15 protein-coding genes are annotated in these 16,760 nt (G+C 71.2%); 8 read left to right on the top strand and 7 right to left on the bottom strand.

Annotated elements, in window-relative coordinates; genetic code table 11:
* The first annotated feature begins 127 nt into the window (after window positions 1-127).
* Window positions 128-571, top strand: coding sequence for a transglycosylase SLT domain-containing protein (locus ACIPYQ_RS02890; protein ID WP_361771095.1), 444 nt, complete (start codon window positions 128-130; stop codon window positions 569-571).
* 107 nt (window positions 572-678) lie between these two features.
* Here the strand turns inward: ACIPYQ_RS02890 and ACIPYQ_RS02885 are convergent, their stop codons facing one another.
* Window positions 679-1,848 carry a steroid 3-ketoacyl-CoA thiolase gene (locus tag ACIPYQ_RS02885; RefSeq protein ID WP_351302906.1) on the bottom strand — a complete coding sequence of 390 codons (1,170 nt, stop codon included), beginning with the start codon at window positions 1,846-1,848 and terminating at the stop codon, window positions 679-681.
* Window positions 1,849-2,090: 242 nt separating this feature from the next.
* Between ACIPYQ_RS02885 and ACIPYQ_RS02880 the strand changes: the two genes are divergently transcribed.
* Both ACIPYQ_RS02880 and ACIPYQ_RS02875 read left to right on the top strand, forming a co-directional pair.
* Window positions 2,091-3,338, top strand: a complete 1,248-nt coding sequence (locus ACIPYQ_RS02880; RefSeq protein WP_361771091.1) for a cytochrome P450 — start codon at window positions 2,091-2,093, stop codon at window positions 3,336-3,338.
* A gap of 415 nt (window positions 3,339-3,753) precedes the next feature.
* The gene (locus tag ACIPYQ_RS02875; protein ID WP_401245516.1) at window positions 3,754-5,133 is read left to right on the top strand and encodes an FAD-binding oxidoreductase; all 1,380 of its coding nucleotides are present in this window, start codon (window positions 3,754-3,756) and stop codon (window positions 5,131-5,133) included.
* 102 nt (window positions 5,134-5,235) lie between these two features.
* Here ACIPYQ_RS02875 and ACIPYQ_RS02870 read toward each other — a convergent pair whose 3' ends face one another.
* The gene (locus ACIPYQ_RS02870; RefSeq protein ID WP_401245514.1) at window positions 5,236-7,248 is read right to left on the bottom strand and encodes a bifunctional glycosyltransferase 87/phosphatase PAP2 family protein; all 2,013 of its coding nucleotides are present in this window, start codon (window positions 7,246-7,248) and stop codon (window positions 5,236-5,238) included.
* A gap of 107 nt (window positions 7,249-7,355) precedes the next feature.
* Between ACIPYQ_RS02870 and ACIPYQ_RS02865 the strand changes: the two genes are divergently transcribed.
* Window positions 7,356-7,724 carry an antibiotic biosynthesis monooxygenase family protein gene (locus ACIPYQ_RS02865; protein ID WP_401245512.1) on the top strand — a complete coding sequence of 123 codons (369 nt, stop codon included), beginning with the start codon at window positions 7,356-7,358 and terminating at the stop codon, window positions 7,722-7,724.
* A 65-nt stretch (window positions 7,725-7,789) separates the two neighbouring features.
* On the opposite strand, the gene ACIPYQ_RS02860 is transcribed toward ACIPYQ_RS02865, so the two are convergent.
* Window positions 7,790-8,185, bottom strand: coding sequence for a nuclear transport factor 2 family protein (locus tag ACIPYQ_RS02860; protein ID WP_401245510.1), 396 nt, complete (start codon window positions 8,183-8,185; stop codon window positions 7,790-7,792).
* 108 nt (window positions 8,186-8,293) lie between these two features.
* On the opposite strand from ACIPYQ_RS02860, the gene ACIPYQ_RS02855 reads away from it, so the two are divergent.
* Window positions 8,294-8,878, top strand: a complete 585-nt coding sequence (locus ACIPYQ_RS02855; RefSeq protein ID WP_401245508.1) for a GNAT family N-acetyltransferase — start codon at window positions 8,294-8,296, stop codon at window positions 8,876-8,878.
* 28 nt (window positions 8,879-8,906) lie between these two features.
* On the opposite strand, the gene ACIPYQ_RS02850 is transcribed toward ACIPYQ_RS02855, so the two are convergent.
* Together ACIPYQ_RS02850 and ACIPYQ_RS02845 are read right to left on the bottom strand one after the other, a co-directional pair.
* A complete protein-coding gene (locus ACIPYQ_RS02850) occupies window positions 8,907-10,013 on the bottom strand; it encodes a serine hydrolase domain-containing protein (RefSeq protein ID WP_401245506.1) in 1,107 nt (368 codons plus the stop codon).
* Between the two features lie 55 nt (window positions 10,014-10,068).
* Window positions 10,069-12,138: a DHA2 family efflux MFS transporter permease subunit gene (locus ACIPYQ_RS02845; RefSeq protein ID WP_401245504.1), complete on the bottom strand. Its 2,070-nt coding sequence runs from the start codon at window positions 12,136-12,138 to the stop codon at window positions 10,069-10,071.
* A gap of 205 nt (window positions 12,139-12,343) precedes the next feature.
* Here ACIPYQ_RS02845 and ACIPYQ_RS02840 point away from each other — a divergent pair, with 205 nt between their 5' ends.
* Entirely contained in the window at window positions 12,344-13,216 is an 873-nt protein-coding gene (locus ACIPYQ_RS02840) for a peptidoglycan-binding protein (protein ID WP_401245502.1), read from the top strand.
* Window positions 13,217-13,414: 198 nt separating this feature from the next.
* Window positions 13,415-14,104 (top strand): HAD-IA family hydrolase, encoded by a 690-nt coding sequence (locus ACIPYQ_RS02835; protein ID WP_401245500.1) that lies wholly within the window; start codon window positions 13,415-13,417, stop codon window positions 14,102-14,104.
* A gap of 108 nt (window positions 14,105-14,212) precedes the next feature.
* Here the strand turns inward: ACIPYQ_RS02835 and ACIPYQ_RS02830 are convergent, their stop codons facing one another.
* Window positions 14,213-14,752, bottom strand: a complete 540-nt coding sequence (locus tag ACIPYQ_RS02830) for a DinB family protein (protein WP_401246096.1) — start codon at window positions 14,750-14,752, stop codon at window positions 14,213-14,215.
* 193 nt (window positions 14,753-14,945) lie between these two features.
* Window positions 14,946-15,527: a TMEM165/GDT1 family protein gene (locus ACIPYQ_RS02825; protein WP_361768862.1), complete on the bottom strand. Its 582-nt coding sequence runs from the start codon at window positions 15,525-15,527 to the stop codon at window positions 14,946-14,948.
* A gap of 533 nt (window positions 15,528-16,060) precedes the next feature.
* Between ACIPYQ_RS02825 and ACIPYQ_RS02820 the strand changes: the two genes are divergently transcribed.
* Entirely contained in the window at window positions 16,061-16,705 is a 645-nt protein-coding gene (locus tag ACIPYQ_RS02820) for an HNH endonuclease family protein (RefSeq protein WP_401246094.1), read from the top strand.
* Window positions 16,706-16,760: the final 55 nt, after the last annotated feature.

The raw sequence follows: 16,760 nt of genomic DNA, 5'->3' as shown, positions 1-16,760 counted from the left end.
AGCGGGGGCTTTGCCAGGCCGCCGGGCCATCGGTAGAACTGGATGAGTCGCCGGGCGGCACGGGTGCTTCACCCGCCGCCTGCGGATCCCCTCTCCACTGCGTGAGTGGTTCACGCATGTCTTCGGCATGCCGCGACCGCCCTTGTCCCCTTCGGAAGGTCAATCCGTGTCCAACACCGTCATCCGCCGCATCGCCGCTTCCAAGAAGGCCCTCGCGGGTTCCGTCCTCGCCCTGGGCGTCGCCGGTTCCATGCTTGCCGCGGTCCCCGCGCAGGCTGCCCCGATGAGCGCCAAGGCGATCGCGCAGCAGATGATCAAGGACCCGGCCCAGTTCGCCGCCTTCGACAAGATCATCTCGCACGAGAGCGGCTGGGACCACACCGCGACCAACGCTTCTTCCGGTGCTTATGGCCTGGCTCAGGCCCTGCCGGCGTCGAAGATGGCCTCCGCGGGTGCGGACTGGAAGACCAACCCGGCCACGCAGATCAAGTGGGGCCTGGACTACATGAACGAGCGCTACGGCAGCCCCGTGGGCGCCTGGAACTTCTGGTCCGCCAACCACTGGTACTAAACCACCAGCAGACATACGAAGGCCCCGGTGGCCGGCCTCCCCAGGTCCGGCCGCCGGGGCCTTCTGCATCCCATCCCACGGGGTTCAGAGGCGCCTGCGCGCACAGCTCACAGGCGCTGGATGATCGTGCCGGTCGCCAGCGCGCCGCCCGCGCACATGGTGATCAGCGCGAACTCCTTGTCGCGGCGCTCCAGCTCGTGCAGCGCCGTGGTGATCAGCCGGGCGCCGGTGGCGCCGACGGGGTGGCCGAGGGCGATGGCCCCGCCGTTGACGTTGACCTTCTCCAGGTCCTGGTCGAAGACCCGGGCCCAGCTGAGGACGACGGACGCGAAGGCCTCGTTGATCTCGACGAGGTCGATGTCCTTGAGGGACATCCCGGCCTTGCCGAGCACGGCCCGGGTCGCGTCGATCGGCCCGTCCAGGTGGTAGTGGGGGTCGGCGCCGACGAGGGTCTGGGCGACGATCCGGGCGCGCGGCTTGAGCTTGAGCGCGCGGGCCATCTTGCGGGAGGCCCACATCACGGCGGCGGCCCCGTCGGATATCTGCGAGGAGTTGCCGGCGGTGTGCACGGCGGTGGGCATGACCGGCTTGAGCCGGGCCAGCGCCTCCATGCTGGTGTCCCGCAGGCCCTCGTCCCGGTCGACCAGGCGCCACATGCCCTGCCCGGCGGCCTGCTCCTCCTCGGTCGTCGGCACCTGCACGGCGAAGGTCTCTCGCTTGAACCGCTCCTCGGCCCAGGCGATCCCGGCCCGCTCCTGGGAGAGCACGCCGAGCCGGTCGACGTCCTCGCGGCCGAGGCCCCGGTGGCGGGCGATCCGCTCGGCGGCCTCGAACTGGTTCGGGAGGTCGACGTTCCACTCGTCCGGGAAGGGCTTGCCCGGGCCGTGCTTGGAGCCGGAGCCCAGCGGCACCCGGCTCATGGCCTCGACTCCGCAGGCGATGCCGATGTCCATGACCCCGCCGGAGATCATGTTGGCGACCATGTGGTTGGCCTGCTGCGAGCTGCCGCACTGACAGTCCACCGTCGTCGCGGCGGTTTCGTACGGCAGGCCCATGGCGAGCCAGGCGTTGCGGGCGGGGTTCATCGACTGCTCGCCGGCGTGGGTGACGGTGCCGCCGACGATCTGCTCGACGCAGTCGGGCTGGATTCCGGTACGGGCCAGCAGCTCGCGGTAGGTCTCGCCCAGCAGGTAGGCGGGATGGAGGTTGGCGAGCGCGCCCCCGCGCTTGCCGATGGGGGTGCGTACGGCTTCGACGATGACGGGTTCCGCGGCCATGAGCTCGTCCTCTCCTGCACAGCGCCAGCGCGGCGGGCCGTCCCGGCGCCCCGCCCGAACTAGTACGCGTTCTAGTTCTCCCCGCAGTCTTATGACCTGGGGCCCCGCCACGCAAGGGTCTTGCACGCGCCCTGCACGGATTCCACACGCAACAGTTGGCGCCGCGACCCTTGTCACTTCTAGAACTCGTTACTACCTTCAAGCCAACTTCTGATGGGCCGTCAGACTTTGGAGTTGCCCCGATGACCTGTCCCGCGCTGCCCGAAGGCTTCGACGCCACCGACCCCGACCTGCTCCAAAGCCGGGTCCCCCTGCCGGAGTTCGCGCAGCTGCGGCAGACCGCACCCGTGTGGTGGTGCCCGCAGCGGCGGGGCGTCACCGGCTTCGACGACGAGGGCTACTGGGTCGTGACCCGGCACGCGGACGTCAAGTACGTCTCCACGCACCCGGAGCTCTTCTCCTCCACCACCAACACGGCGATCATCCGCTTCAACGAGCACATCCAGCGTGATGCGATAGATGCCCAGCGACTGATCATGCTGAACATGGATCCGCCGGAACACACCCGCGTCCGCCAGATCGTGCAGCGCGGCTTCACCCCGCGGGCCATCCGCGGGCTGGAGGACGCGCTGCGGGACCGCGCCCGGAAGATCGTCGAGGAGGCCCTGGCCGTTTCCGCCGACGGCAGCTTCGACTTCGTGACGCAGGTGGCGTGCGAGCTCCCGCTGCAGGCCATCGCCGAGCTGATCGGCGTACCGCAGAAGGACCGCGCCAAGATCTTCGACTGGTCGAACAAGATGATCGCCTACGACGACCCGGAGTACGCGATCACCGAGGAGGTCGGCGCGAACGCGGCCATGGAGCTCATCGGCTACGCGATGAACCTCTCCGCCCAGCGCAAGGAGTGCCCGGCCAAGGACATCGTCACCCAGCTCGTCGCGGCCGAGGGCCAGGGCAACCTCGGCTCGGACGAGTTCGGCTTCTTCGTCCTCCTCCTGGCGGTCGCCGGCAACGAGACCACCCGCAACGCCATCAGCCACGGCATGCACGCCTTCCTGACCCACCCCGACCAGTGGGAGCTCTACAAGGCGACCCGGCCGTCCACCGCCGCGGAGGAGATCGTGCGCTGGGCCACCCCGGTGGTGTCCTTCCAGCGCACCGCCACCCAGGACACCGAACTCGGCGGCCAGAAGATCAAGGCGGGCGACCGGGTGGGGATGTTCTACTCCTCCGCCAACCACGACCCCGAGGTCTTCGAGAACCCGGATGTCTTCGACATCACCCGCGACCCGAACCCCCACCTGGGCTTCGGCGGCGGCGGCCCGCACTTCTGCCTCGGCAAGTCCCTCGCGGTCATGGAGATCGACCTGATCTTCAACGCACTGGCCGACGCCCTGCCGGACCTCCGCCTGACGGGCGAGGACCCGCGCCGCCTGCGCGCGGCCTGGCTCAACGGCATCAAGGAACTCCGGGTCACCCACGAAGGCTGACCCGGCCCCAGGACGGCAGGGGCCCCCTCCACCCACGCCCCGGCCCCTGCCGCCCCCTGGAACGTCCAGCCCCGCCAGCACATCCCGGCTGCGCCGGCCAAATCCAGCCCCGCGCCCCAAACCAGCCCCGCCGCACCAAATCCAGCCCCGCCGGCGTTTGAGGCGCGGGGTCCGGGGCGGAGCCCCGATCTTTGAGCCCCGCCGGCGTTTGAGGCGCGGGGTCTGGGGCAGGGCCCCAGCAACGGCGCGGCACCCGTTCGAGTGGCGGGCAGGCCCGATCAGGGCGATCCTGACAGACAGCGGCGATCCAGCCGAAGGGGCGCCGGGGCCACCTATGCCCCGGCGCCCCTTCGGCCCGAAACAGGCCCGGCCGAACCCACGGGCGAGGCCACGCCCCCGGTGCCAAACTAAAGACATGGCCACGCTCAGCCAGTCCTTCCGGGGCCGGCTCGTGCGCCCCGGAGACCCCTCGTACGAAGAGGACCGGCGGGTGTGGAACGGCTCCGTCGACCGCTCCCCCGCCCTCATCGCCCACTGCACGGGCGTCGCCGACGTCATCGACGCGGTGCACTTCGCAGCCGGCGCCGGCGCCGCCTCCGGCCTCCCCCTCGCCGTCCGCTCCGGCGGCCACAGCTTCCCCGGCCAGTCGGTGTGCGACGACGGCATCGTCATCGACCTCTCCCCGATGCGCGGGATCCGGGTGGACCCCGAGGCCCGTACCGTCCGGGCACAGGCGGGGGTGCTCCTCGGCGAGCTCGACCGGGAGACGCAGGCGTTCGGGCTGGCCGTCCCGGCCGGGATCGTCACGCACACCGGCCTGGCGGGGCTCACGCTCGGCGGCGGCATCGGCTGGCTGATGCGCAAGTACGGGCTCACCATCGACCAGCTGCTCTCCGTGGACCTGGTGACCGCCGACGGAACGTTCCTGAAGGCGAGCGCGGACGAGAACCCGGACCTCTTCTGGGGCGTGCGCGGCGGCGGCGGGAACTTCGGCATCGTCACGGAGTTCGAGTTCCGCCTCAATCCGCTGGGGCCGGTGGTGCTGGCCGGGCCCGTGGTGTGGCCGATGGCCGAGTCGGCGCGGCTGATGCGCTTCTACCGCGAGTGGATCACCGACGTACCGGACGAGCTGACGACGGCGATCGTCCACCGCAAGGCGCCCGCCGTCGACTACGTACCGGCCGAGCTGCAGGGGCAGCCGGTGGTGATGGTGGTCTGCTGCTACGCGGGGCCCGTCGAGGAGGGGCAGGAGGTGCTGCGGCCGCTGCGCGAGTCCGGCACGCCGCCCGTCCTGGACCTGTGCGCACCCAAGCCGTTCACCGAGCACCAGGCGATGTTCGACCCGTCCTTCCCGCACGGACGCTGGTACTACTTCAAGTCCTGCGACGTCGACCGGCTCACCGACGAGGTCATCGACCGTACGGCCGAGCACGCGGCCCGGATCGTCTCGCCGCTCACCGCCTTCCCGATCTTCCAGCTCGGCGGGGCCATCGCCCGCGTCGGGGAGGACGAGACGGCCTTCGGCGGGCGCGGCGCCGGGCACACCTTCAACATCAACGGGACGACGGAGGGCGCCGAGGGCTTCGAGGCCGAGCGGACGTGGGCGCGCGGCCTGTGGTCGGCGCTCGCCCCCCACCACACCGGGGTCTACTCGAACTTCCTGATGGAGGAGGGCGAGGAGCGCGTCGAGCAGGCGTACGGGGCGGAGAAGTACCGGCGCCTGCGCGAACTGAAGCGACGCTACGACCCCGGCAACCTCTTCCGCCTCAACCAGAACATCCCGCCAGCCCCCTGAGGGTGCCGACGGGATGCGCCTGCGAGGTCAGACGAACGAGGTCCGACGAGCGACGTCCGGCGAGTGGCGTCCGGCCAGCGGCGTCCGGCCAGCGGCGTCCGCCTAGGAACTCCGCGCCCCGGCCCGCACCGGCTGCTCCTCGTCGATCCGGCGCTGCCCCGGCAGGCTCACCTGCAGCCTCCGCGGCCCGGACAGCACGTACACGAGCCCGAAGCCGGCGGTCACGACGACCGCGCCGCCCACCGCGTCCAGCACCCAGTGGTTGGCGGTGGCGACGATCGCGCACACCGTGATCAGCGGGTGCAGCGCCCCGAGCAGCTTCTGCCAGCCCTTGGGCGCCAGCACGACGATCACGATCCCGCACCACAGCGACCAGCCGAAGTGCAGCGAGGGCATCGCCGCGTACTGGTTGGAGATCGCGGTCATGGCCCCGTACGAGGGGTTGGCCAGGTCCTGCGGTCCGTGCACGGTGTCGATGAAGTCGAGGCCGGGCATCAGGCGCGGCGGCGCGAGCGGGTACAGCCAGAAGCCGACGAGCGCGAGGACGGTGGCCAGGCCCAGGGAGGCGCGGGCCCAGCGGTAGTCGCCGGGGCGCCGCCAGTACAGCACCCCCAGGATCGTCAGCGGGACCACGAAGTGGAAGGAGGTGTAGTAGAAGTTGAAGAACGCCTCCAGCCAGGGCGTGTTCACGACCGCGTGGTTCACGGCGTGCTCGATGTCGATGCCCAGGGCCCGCTCGATGCCGTGGATCTGGCTGCCGTTGCCCTCGGCGAGGGTCCGGCTGGTGGGCGCGGCGGCCCGGATGTGCGAGTAGAGCGAGTAGCCGACCCGTATCAGCAGGAGTTCCAGCAGCAGGTTCGGGCGGGACAGCACGCGCCGCCAGAACGGCAGCAGCGGCACCCGCTGCCAGCGGGCGGCGGCGGGCCGTCCGTAGGCGGTCGGCACGGGCTCGCGCCAGTACGGCGACGAGCGCGGCAGGAACGGCACCGCGCAGGCCGCGGCGAGCGCGGCGAGCAGCAGCACGTTGTCGCGTACGGGGGCCAGTGCGGCCAGGTTCGGCAGCAGCACGGAGCTCGGCAGGGTCAGGGCGAGAACCACGGCCACCGGCCACACGCGCCGGTCGGCGGCGTGCTTGCCCACCTTGCCGGCGACGGCGAGCAGCACCCACAGCAGCTGGTGGCGCCAGCCGGTCGGGGCCACGGCGACGGCCACGCAGCCGGTGACGGCGACGGCGAGCAGTACCTGGCCGTCGCGGGCGTAGCGGACCGCGCGGCGCAGGCCGAACCAGACGACGGCGCCCGCGAGGGCGGCGTAGAGCAGGATCTCGACGGGACCGCTCAGGCCGAGGCGCAGCAGCGCGCCGTGCAGGGACTGGTTGGAGAGGCTGTCGGGGGCCCCGCCGAGGCCGGTGCCGGCCAGGTGCTCGGCCCAGTACGTCCACGAGTCGCGCGGCATGGCCGCCCAGGACAGCGCGGTGGCTCCGGCGAAGGTCACGGCGGCGGTCCGTGCGGCGGGGCGGCGCCCGGTCAGCCACAGCAGCGGGGCGAACAGCAGCAGGGCGGGCTGCAGCGCGGCCGCGAGGCCCACGAGGAAGCCCGCGGGGCGGTCGCCGGGCACGCGGAAGACGGCCAGCAGCACCAGGAGCACGGGCAGGACGGCGGTCTGGCCCGGTGAGGCGGCCTCGCGGACGGGCAGCGAGACCATCATCAGGGCCGTCAGCACGGGCGCGGCGAGCAGCGCGGTGCGCCGCGGCACGGGATCGGGCAGGCCGCGCGCGGCGACGAGTCCGATGGCGGCGACGCACAGCAGCGTCACGCAGGTCCAGGCCACCTCCAGGGAGGGGGCGGCGAAGCCGACGAGCGGCTTCAGGACCAGCCCGGCGAAGGGGGTGCCGGAGAACTGGCCGGAGTCGTAGAGCGAGCCGGGGAGGGCGTCGGGAAGGTGCAGGCCGCTCAGCCACTCTCCGGGTGGCACCCGCAGTACCGCGGCCGCCTGTCTGACGGCGAGGGCGCCCGCGAGCGCCCACAGCAGGAGGCGTGCCGCCCCGAGCCTGCCGTTATCGCCTATGACCCCGGCATGTCCGTTCGCACCACTGTGCTCTGCCGCGTTAGCCACGCCTCGCCGGCCTCCCGCCCTGTTGACCGCAACCCTGACTTCGCCTGGCTGCCGCGCTCCATTACCCGCACGACGATATCTCCCGCGGGATACCTAGGATGGCTCCCATGAGCATCGTGAAGATCAACGCACTGACCGTCCCCGCCGAGCAGCGGGAGGTTCTGGAGCGGCGCTTCGCCTCTCGGGCCGGGACGGTGGAGGGTTCGGACGGGTTCGAATGGTTCGAGCTGCTGCGCCCGGTGGAGGGCACCGACCAGTACCTCGTCTACACGCGCTGGCGTTCGGAGGAGGACTTCCAGGCGTGGATGGAGGGGCCGATGAAGGCCGCTCACCAGGGCGGCGGCGCGGGCGGTGCGGGCGGCGGCGCGGGCTCCGAGGGCGGCGAGGGCGGCGGCGAGCGGCCGAAGCCGGCGGCTTCGGCGTCGACGGTGTGGTCGTTCGAGGTCGTGCAGCAGGCCGCGCCGAAGAAGGCCTGACCCGACCGGGGCGCGGGGCCCGTCGGGCCCGCGCCCCACCACGGCCGAGCGACTCGCCGGGTGTGTCAGCTCCAGAAGGCGTCTTCCTCGTCGATGTCCGCGGTGCACTGGTCGATGTCGGTGATCTTGTGGCCGACGATCGTGAAGAAGAGTCCTTCGCGGATCTCGATGCCGCGGTCGCCGCGGTCGCCTCGCGCCGTGTGGAAGCTCATCACGTGCCCGCGCCCGTCCGCCAGGACCGACTCCAGGTGGACCTGGAAAGTGCCCTTCGTCTCCTCGCCGAGCCGGCGGTAGAAGTCGAGGACGTTGTCCCGCCCCTTGTGGTGCCCGGACATGGGGTTGTTGCCGGGCACGTGGTGGATGACATCGGCCGTCAGCAAGGTGCTCATCGTCTCGAGGTCGCCCCTGCCGAAGGCCTCGTAGCCGCGGCGGACCAGGGCACAGTCGGGATGCTCTGACATGGCGTTTCACACCCTCCGGGTACGCGGGATTTGTCCTTTTTCCTATCATCGGCCCGGCGTTGTGGATATTCCACGCGGCAGATCCGCCGCGAACTCCACAATGACGCCATGAACACTCACAGCAACCAGCTCGGCGGCCATCTCGGCGGCCGGCTCGGCAACCACGTCGGCAACCACCTGGGCACCCACCTCGGCGACCGCGGCACGGCCGCCTCGTCGTGGACGGTGACCCCCGAACCGGTCACCTCCCGTGACGCCACCCTCCTGCGCCGCGCCTACTACGCCGAGGTCGCCGGCCGGTACTGGAAACGGCAGGTCACGGAGGCCGAGATCGACCAGGGGCTGCTGGACTTCCCGGACGGCGACCTGGACCCGCCGACGGGCCGGTTCGTCGTGGGGCGGCGCGGCGGCGAGCCGCTGGCGTGCGGCGGCCTGCGCCTGCTCGACCCCGTCACCGCCGAGCTCACCAAGGTGTACGTCGACCCGCGCGCCCGCGGTACCGGCGGCGGGGCGGCGCTGCTCGAGGCGCTGGAGGCGCAGGGCCGTGCGCTGGGCGCCGAGCGGGTCCGGCTGGACACCCGGACGGATCTCGTCGAAGCCCGCGCGTTGTACGCGCGCCACGGGTACGCGGAGATACCCGCCTACAGCTCGGGCCCGTATGCACAGCACTGGTTCGAGAAGCGCCTGGCCTGAGCTCTGCTGGAGCGTGTCGGCCGGCCCGTCAGGTGGTCCAGATGTCCAGCAGTTGGTTCGCCGCACGGAAATTGTCGGGTGAATCCGTGTTGCACACCACGGCGACCGCGGTGTTCCGGTCCGGGCTCACCTTGAAGGTGCTGTGGAATTGCTCCCAGTCACCGCGGTGCACCAGGCTCTTGTCGGGGAGCAGGAGGATGCCGGCCCCGTACCGGCCTGCTTCGATGCCGCGCTGACGCAGGACGTCGCCCACGCTCACCGCCCCCTCCGTGACTCCGGCGAGCAGTTCCGTTCCGCCGATGCGGCCGGTGCGGTAATTGTCGGCCCAGCGGACGAATTCCCCGGGAGTGGTCTGGACGGACCCGTCTCCGTACTGCTTCCAGGGGGAGGAATTGGGGGTGAAGGAGCCGTCCTTCTCGTCGTAGGACTTCGCCTTGCCGGGAACGTCCACCGCCGGGGACAAGGTCATGCGCAGGTGCAGCGGGGTGAAGAATTCCTGCTGGAGGAACGCGGGGAACGGCGTGCCGGTGACCCGTTCGACGACATGGGCCAGGAGGAGGTAGTTGGAGTTGGAGTAGGAGAAGCGCTTGCCCGGGGGATCCTCCGGCTGTGAGGCGAGGATGGCTGCGATCGCTTCCTGCTGGCCGGCCGGATCCGCCACCTCGATGCCCTTGGCCTCCAGCAGGTCCTGGTAGTCGGGAATGCCGCTGGTGTGACGCATCAGGTCGCCCAGGGTGACGTCCCGGGTCCAGGCGGGCGGGTCGTCGAGGAAATCGGACAGGGGGTCGTCCAGTGCGAGTTGGTGCCGCCCGGCCAGCAGAAGAGCGGCATCTGCGGTGAATTGCTTGGAATTGGATGCCATGTCGAAGACCGTCTGCGGGGTAATGGCACGCCCGGTCGCCAGGTCGGCTTTCCCTCTGCCCGCCTCCCAGACGACATCACCGCGTTTGCCGACCGCGGCCGCGCAGCCCGGCCCGCCGGCGGAAGGCACCAGCTCCTGGAGAACCGCCGCACTGCGTTTCTCCCGGTCGTCGCCGGCCGCGTAGGCCTGCGGGCCCATGACGCCGGACAGCGCGACCACCATCACCGCTCCGCACGCCGCACCCAACGGCGCCGTCCGATTCACGTAGACCACCTGCTTCCCTACCGTCGAGACTCCTCCGGCGGCCATGCCCCGCCCCGGCCCATCGTCAGTGCGCGGCGTGGTCCCGTCGCGGCGACGCGTCGTAGGGCTCCTCCGCATCGGATCCGCACAGCTCCGTGTTGATCTCCTGGACCAGCTTGACCAGGTCGGTCGGGCGGTCCGGCCCCCACCAGTCGCCGAGCAGCGCGGCAAGGGACTCCTGCCGGGCCTCTGCGAGCTTCGCGGCGCTCTCGCGTCCCCGGTCGGTCAGGACCAGCGCCAGCCCCTCCCGGGCGGCGAGCCCGCGCTCCTCGACCTGGCGGGCGGCGTCCGTGACGACCTTCAGCGGCACGTTGGCGCGCTCGGCGAGGAGGGCCGGCTCGGTGGAGCCGTACTTGTTGATCCGCAGCAGCAGCCAGCTGGAGGCGGGCAGCAGGTCGTAGCCCGCCTTCTCGGTGATCTTCTCGTAGACGTGGCGGCGGCCCTCGCGGGTGCCGAGCACCGACAGGGCGCGGGCGACCTCGTCGCGGGAGGAGCGATGCACCGGGTTGGAGGCCAGGGTCTCGGTCACATCGGGTGCGGTGACGGAGGTGCGGAGCTTGTCCTCCTTCAGGAAGCAGGCGATCACGAAGGCGACCAGGACGATCGGCACCGCGTAGAGGAAGACGTCCGTGATGGCGGCGGCGTAGGCGTCGAGCACGCGGGGACGCAGACCGGCCGGGAGTGCGGCGATGGCCCGCGGGTCGGCCTCCAGCTGCGTGACGCCGGCCCCGGCCGGCAGCTGGACGCCCGCGAGGGAGGCGGCGAGCTTGTCGTCGAGCCCGTTGGTGAAGACCGTGCCGAAGATCGCGACGCCGAAGGATGCACCGATGGAGCGGAAGAAGGTGGCACCGGAGGTGGCGACGCCGAGGTCGGCGTAGCTGACGGCGTTCTGCACGACCAGGACGAGTACCTGCATCACCAGGCCGAGACCGAAGCCGAAGACGAAGAAGTAGACGCTCATCTCCCAGGTGGAGCTGGTGCGGTGCAGCTGGTGCAGCAGGAGCAGGCCGATGGCGGTGACGCCGGTGCCGGCGATCGGGAAGACCTTCCAGCGGCCGGTGCGGCTGACGATCTGGCCGGAGGCGGTGGAGGAGATCAGCATGCCGATCACCATCGGCAGCATGTGGACACCCGACATGGTCGGCGAGACGCCTTGGACGACCTGGAGGAAGGTCGGCAGGTAGACCATCGCGCCGAACATCGCGAAGCCGACGACGAAGCTGATCGCCGAGCAGAGGGTGAAGGTGCGGATGCGGAACAGCCCCAGCGGCAGGACGGGTTCGGCGGCCTTGCGCTCCACGAACAGGAAGGCGGCGAGCAGGACGGCGCCGAGGACGGCGAGGCCGACGATCCGGGCCGAGCCCCAGCCCCAGGTGCCGCCGAGGGAGGCGATGAGGACGAGGCAGGTGGCGACGCAGGCGATGAGGAAGGTGCCGAGGTAGTCGATCGTGTGCTTGGAGGGGCGTGCCGGGATGTGCAGGGCGGCGGCGATGACGACGAGCGCGACGAGACCGATGGGGAGGTTGATGTAGAAGACCCAGCGCCAGGACAGGTGGTCGACGAAGAGACCGCCCAGCAGCGGGCCCAGCACGCTGGTCGCACCGAAGACGGCGCCGAAGAGGCCCTGGTACTTGCCGCGTTCGCGGGGCGGGACGATGTCGCCGACGATCGCCATAGACAGGACGATCAGTCCGCCGCCGCCCAGGCCCTGGAGGGCACGGAAGCCGATGAGCTGGGGCATGTCCTGGGCCAGCCCGCACAGTGCCGACCCGATCAGGAAGATGACGATGGCGTACTGGAAGAGCTTCTTGCGTCCGTACTGGTCGCCGAGTTTGCCCCAGAGGGGGGTGGCCGCGGTGGAGGCGAGCATGTAGGCGGTGACGACCCAGGCCAGGTGCGCCATGCCGCCGAGCTCGCTGACGATGGTCGGCAGGGCGGTGGAGACGATGGTCTGGTCGAGCGCGGCGATCAACAGGCCCAGCAGCAGGGCGCCGATGGAGACGAGGACCTCGCGGGAGGCGTGTTCGGTGGCGGGGCCGGACTTCTGCGGGCCGGAACCGGGGTCCACGGCATCCGCGGTCACATCCTGAGCCATCGATACCTCCTCAGGCCGGATCAACATCTCCATACTGAGCGGTGTGTCCGGTTATGGCCTCTCGGGCCGGTTGGGAGGGCCCCGGCGGGTCTGCATAATCGCAGGCAACAGCCAGGGAGGGAGTCCAGTGAGCGGTGAGCACTGTCCAGATTGCGGCGCTGTCGGCGCCGGCTGCGGGTGTGTGCCGGGTGTGGGTTTCAACCCCTTGCGCATCCGTCCGTACGTGACGCTGTCCGACCCGGGCGAGCGTGACCCCGACATGTCTCCGCCCCCGGTATCGGGCGTGGTCACCCCGGACCCCGGCCCGGTGCCGCCGCCTGCACCGGCATCGGACGACACCCCGGCGTACGGGATACCCGTGACGCCGGCAGCGGGACCGTGGCAGGACGGGCCGGCGGGGCGCGCCCCGTACCCGGCCGAGACGGCCCGGCTCCGGGCGATCCCGGAACCGGACCACATGTCCGGAGACGGCGGAGGGGGTGGGGGCGGGGGCGGGGGCCCGGAGAAGCGGACCGGCTCCGGTGCGCGCCGGCCGCTGGCGCTGCTGATCGGGGCCGCGGCGGTGGTCGCCCTCAGTGGGACGGCCATGGCAGTGTGGGTGCTGCCGAGCCCCTCGGGGAGCGACGCCGCCCTGGTCGACGCGAAGGCGCCGGCCCCCGCGGCGAGCGCCGCCCTGCCCGCGCCGTCCTCGTCCCCGACCCGGACCCCGGCCTCGGCCAGCCCGTCCGCTTCGGCCTCCCCGTCGCCGAGCGCCTCGAAGTCGGCGTCGCCGTCCCCGTCACCGAGCGCGTCCCGCTCGTCCGCGCCGCCGTCCGCGAGCCCGTCGCCCAGCGCGAGCCGCTCGTCGGCCCCGCCGCCGGCCTCGCAGGCCCCGATCCTGCGGTACGGGGACTCGGGTCCGGAGGTGGAGAAGCTGCAGCGCCTGCTGTCGGCGCAGGGTCTGTACCGGGGCAGGATCCACGGGAAGTTCGACTGGAGGGTGGAGGACGCGCTGTCGGAGTTCCAGTACGAACACGGCATCGACGACCAGGAGTGGGGCATCTACGGCCCCGTGACCCGCAAGGCGCTGGAGGGATAGGGAAGGGATAGGGAACGGACGGAGGGGAGGGACAGGGGGAGGGCAGGAACAGGGGAGGGACAGGGGTCACACCTCGGCTGGTGGCGCGGACCGCACTTTGTTTTGTATCGTGTAGGAACAAAGTGGTTCCGTCCTCATTCCCTGACCGGTGGACGGAACCACTTGTTCTCTTTTCCCGCCCCGTCTGGAGCCCCGCCGATGTCGGCCAGCACCACCACCGCACCCGTCGTCCTCACCGCCAGGGCCCTGCTCCTGGACATGGACGGCACGATCGTCAACTCCGACGCGGTGGTCGAGCGCTGCTGGCGCGACTGGGCGCTGTCCCACGGTCTGGACCCGCAGGAAGCCCTGAAGGTGGTGCACGGTCGCCAGGGCTACGCCACCATGGCCGTCCTCCTGCCGGACCGCCCGATGGAGGTCAACCACGCCGAGAACGCGGAGATGCTGGCCCGCGAGACCGCCGACACCGACGGCGTGGTCCCGGTCGCGGGCGCCCCGGCGTTCATGGCGGCGATCGCCGCCCTGCCGCACGCCCTGGTCACCTCCGCGGACGCCGCCCTCGCAACGGCCCGCATGACGGCCGCCGCCCTCCCGATGCCCGCGGTACGGGTCACGGCCGAGTCCGTCCAGGCCAGCAAGCCCGACCCCGAGGGCTTCCTCCAGGGCGCGGCCGCACTGGGCGTGGACCCGGCCGACTGCATCGTCTTCGAGGACTCGGCCGCAGGCATAGCCGCCGGCCGCGCGGCGGGCATGCGCGTGATCGGCGTAGGCCCCCGCGCCGCCGCCCACGCCCCGACAACCCACGTCCCGGACCTGACCCGCCTGTCCGTGACAACCACCCCGGACGGCACGATCCAGATCACGGTGGGAACGGGCCCGGAGGCCTGAGAGCTGGGGCAGGGCTTCGGGGTAGCGAAAGCCAGCGTGGCGGCCCCGCCCGAGCGTCCAGCGACGCCCGGCTGATGTGCTGCCGGCCGAAGCCCCCGCCCCCACCCTCTACTGCCCCACCCGCCCGTCGATGCGTTCCCGTAGGAAGTCCGCGTGGCCGTTGTGGCGGGCGTATTCCTCGATCATGTGGACCAGGACCTCACGGAGTTCCATCGGCTCGTCGCCCGCGCCCTCCGGTCCACCCGCGTCCCCGGTGATGTCCAGGCTGGGGGCCTGCGCGACGAGTTGTTCCGCGAAGGCGACCTCGGCTCGCCAGGTCGCCCATGCGTCCGCGACCACCGCCGGGTCGGCCACCGCGCCGGTGAACTCGCCCGCGGGGGCTTCCTCCGAGCGGTAGTGGCGGCGTACGTCCTGGCCCGCCATGACCTGCCGGAACCAGTGCTGCTCGACCCCCGCCAGGTGGCGTACGAGACCCAGGAGGGACAGGTTGGACGGTTCCACCGAGCGCCTCGCGAGGGCCTCCGCGTCGAGCCCCGCGCACTTGAGCTCCAGCGTCAGCCGCTGGTCGCGCAGGTAGCCGGCGAGTACGGCCCGTTCGCCCTGGAAACCCCCGTCGGTCCGGGCGTCCTCGTCGGGGTGGACGAACATGTTGGACCAGCCGAACTGCCGGTCCGATGAGGACGCCGGTACGGGCTGGGGCGCGGGCTGGGTGGCGGGGCCCGTGGGGGCGGCGGTGTCGGTCACGCGCCCGAGCGTGACCCGTACACGTACAGCACGCAATGGAATATCCCCCGCCGCACCGCCCGGTCCCAGACCCGGCCCCGGGCCCGCGCCCGCAGCGTCAGCCAGCAATCGCCTCGTACAGGGAGAACACGGCCAGGGCCGCCATCACCGCGGCCGCGATCTTGGTGATCAGTCGCAGCGGCACGTACTTCATCAGCGTGCGCCCGCCCAGGATGCCGATGCCCGCGACCGCCCACAGGGCCAGCACGGCGCCGATGCCGACGGAGACGGGGTCGTCGTACCGCGCGGCGAGGTTGGCGGTCATGATCTGGGTCAGGTCACCGAACTCCGCCACCAGGATCAGCATGAAGCCGGCCCCCGAGACCTTCCAGAAGGACTGGTCGGCGGGCGGCTTGACCTCCTCCTCCCCGTCGTCCTTCTTCAGGAGCAGCATGGCCGCGCCCACGAGGAAGAGGATGCCGACGACGGCCTGGACGAGGCGGTGCGGGAGCAGGGTGAGTACGCTGCCGGCGGCGATCGCGAGGGCGACATGTACGGCGAAGGCGGCGGCGACGCCCGCGAAGACGTAGGAGGCGCGGTAGCGCGTGCCGAGCATCAGGCCGGCGAGGGCCGTCTTGTCGGGGAGTTCGGCAAGGAAGACGACGCCGAAGGCGATCGCCGTGATGCTGAAGCTGAACACGGGGGTGGAAACCTCAATCGGTCGGGCAGGACGCCATCGGTACCGAGAGACCTGGGGTGTTTCAGGGGTCGCTTCGGCTCGGCGGCGCCCTGGCGTGCGTGTGCGCGTACGAAACGCGTCCACGCGGGGACAGGACACTGCGGCCGAAGGTCTCGCTGGCCGACCGCTGTGCGCGATCTGCCTCCGGGCGCCGGCTGGGGTGACCCAGCAGTATGTCGACGGTCCGGCGAAGAGCTACTCCCCTTCTGCTCCGAACAGACTACGCGACGCCCACGGCGGGCCGGAATGGGCCTTTGGTCCCGCCCTGACCACACGCCAAGCCCGCTCCAAGCCCCTCCAATCACACGCCAACCCTCCGGAACCTCAACTTCCATTTAAATCAGGGCCATTGCTCCACTTGATGTGACGTGCCCATGTCGCCACGCTGTCACCTGGCGCCCTTCCCCGCGACATCCGGCGCCGTCAGCATGGCCACGCCCCGCCGGGGTCGTACGGCCACACCCCCCGCACCCAGGGAGCCCTTCATGGCACTCATGTCCAACGTCTACGCGCGTCGAATTGGCGTGCTCGCATCAACTGCCGCCCTTGCCGCGCTCACCTCCCTCGTCAACGCCCCGGCCGCCCAGGCCGCCCCGCCCACCCCCATCAGCGCCTCGGCCGCCCGCGCGTACCTGGCCACGGTCACACCGAAGACCGAAGGATCCACCAGCGGCTACAGCCGCGACCTCTTCCCGCACTGGAGCACCGTCTCGGGCAGCTGCAACACCCGCGAGACCGTCCTCAAGCGGGACGGCGTGAACGTCGTCCAGGACTCGTCCTGCGCCGCGGTGAGCGGAAGCTGGTACTCCGAGTACGACGGGGCCACTTGGACCGTTGCCTCCGACCTCGACATCGACCACGTCGTCCCGCTCGCCGAGGCCTGGCGTTCCGGCGCCAACTCCTGGACCACCAGCAAGCGCCAGCAGTTCGCCAACGACCGCACCCGCCCGCAGCTCATCGCGGTCACCGACAACGTCAACCAGGCCAAGGGCGACCTCGACCCCGGCAAGTGGCTGCCCCCGCGGACGGCCTACCGTTGTACGTACGCACGGATGTGGGTCGACGTGAAGCAGTACTGGGGCCTGAGCATGGACTCGGGTGAGAAGACCGCCCTGGTCAACATCCTGAACGGCTGCTGACCCGAGTCGGCCGATCTTTCCCCCGCCAGGGGGAGGCGTCGCTCCCCCCTCCCGT

This window comes from Streptomyces sp. NPDC090045, from assembly GCF_044747975.1.
Classification (GTDB): Bacteria; Actinomycetota; Actinomycetes; order Streptomycetales; family Streptomycetaceae; genus Streptomyces.
The sequence above is the reverse complement of the archived record's forward strand: the minus strand, read 5'-3'. Positions and strand labels throughout refer to the sequence as shown.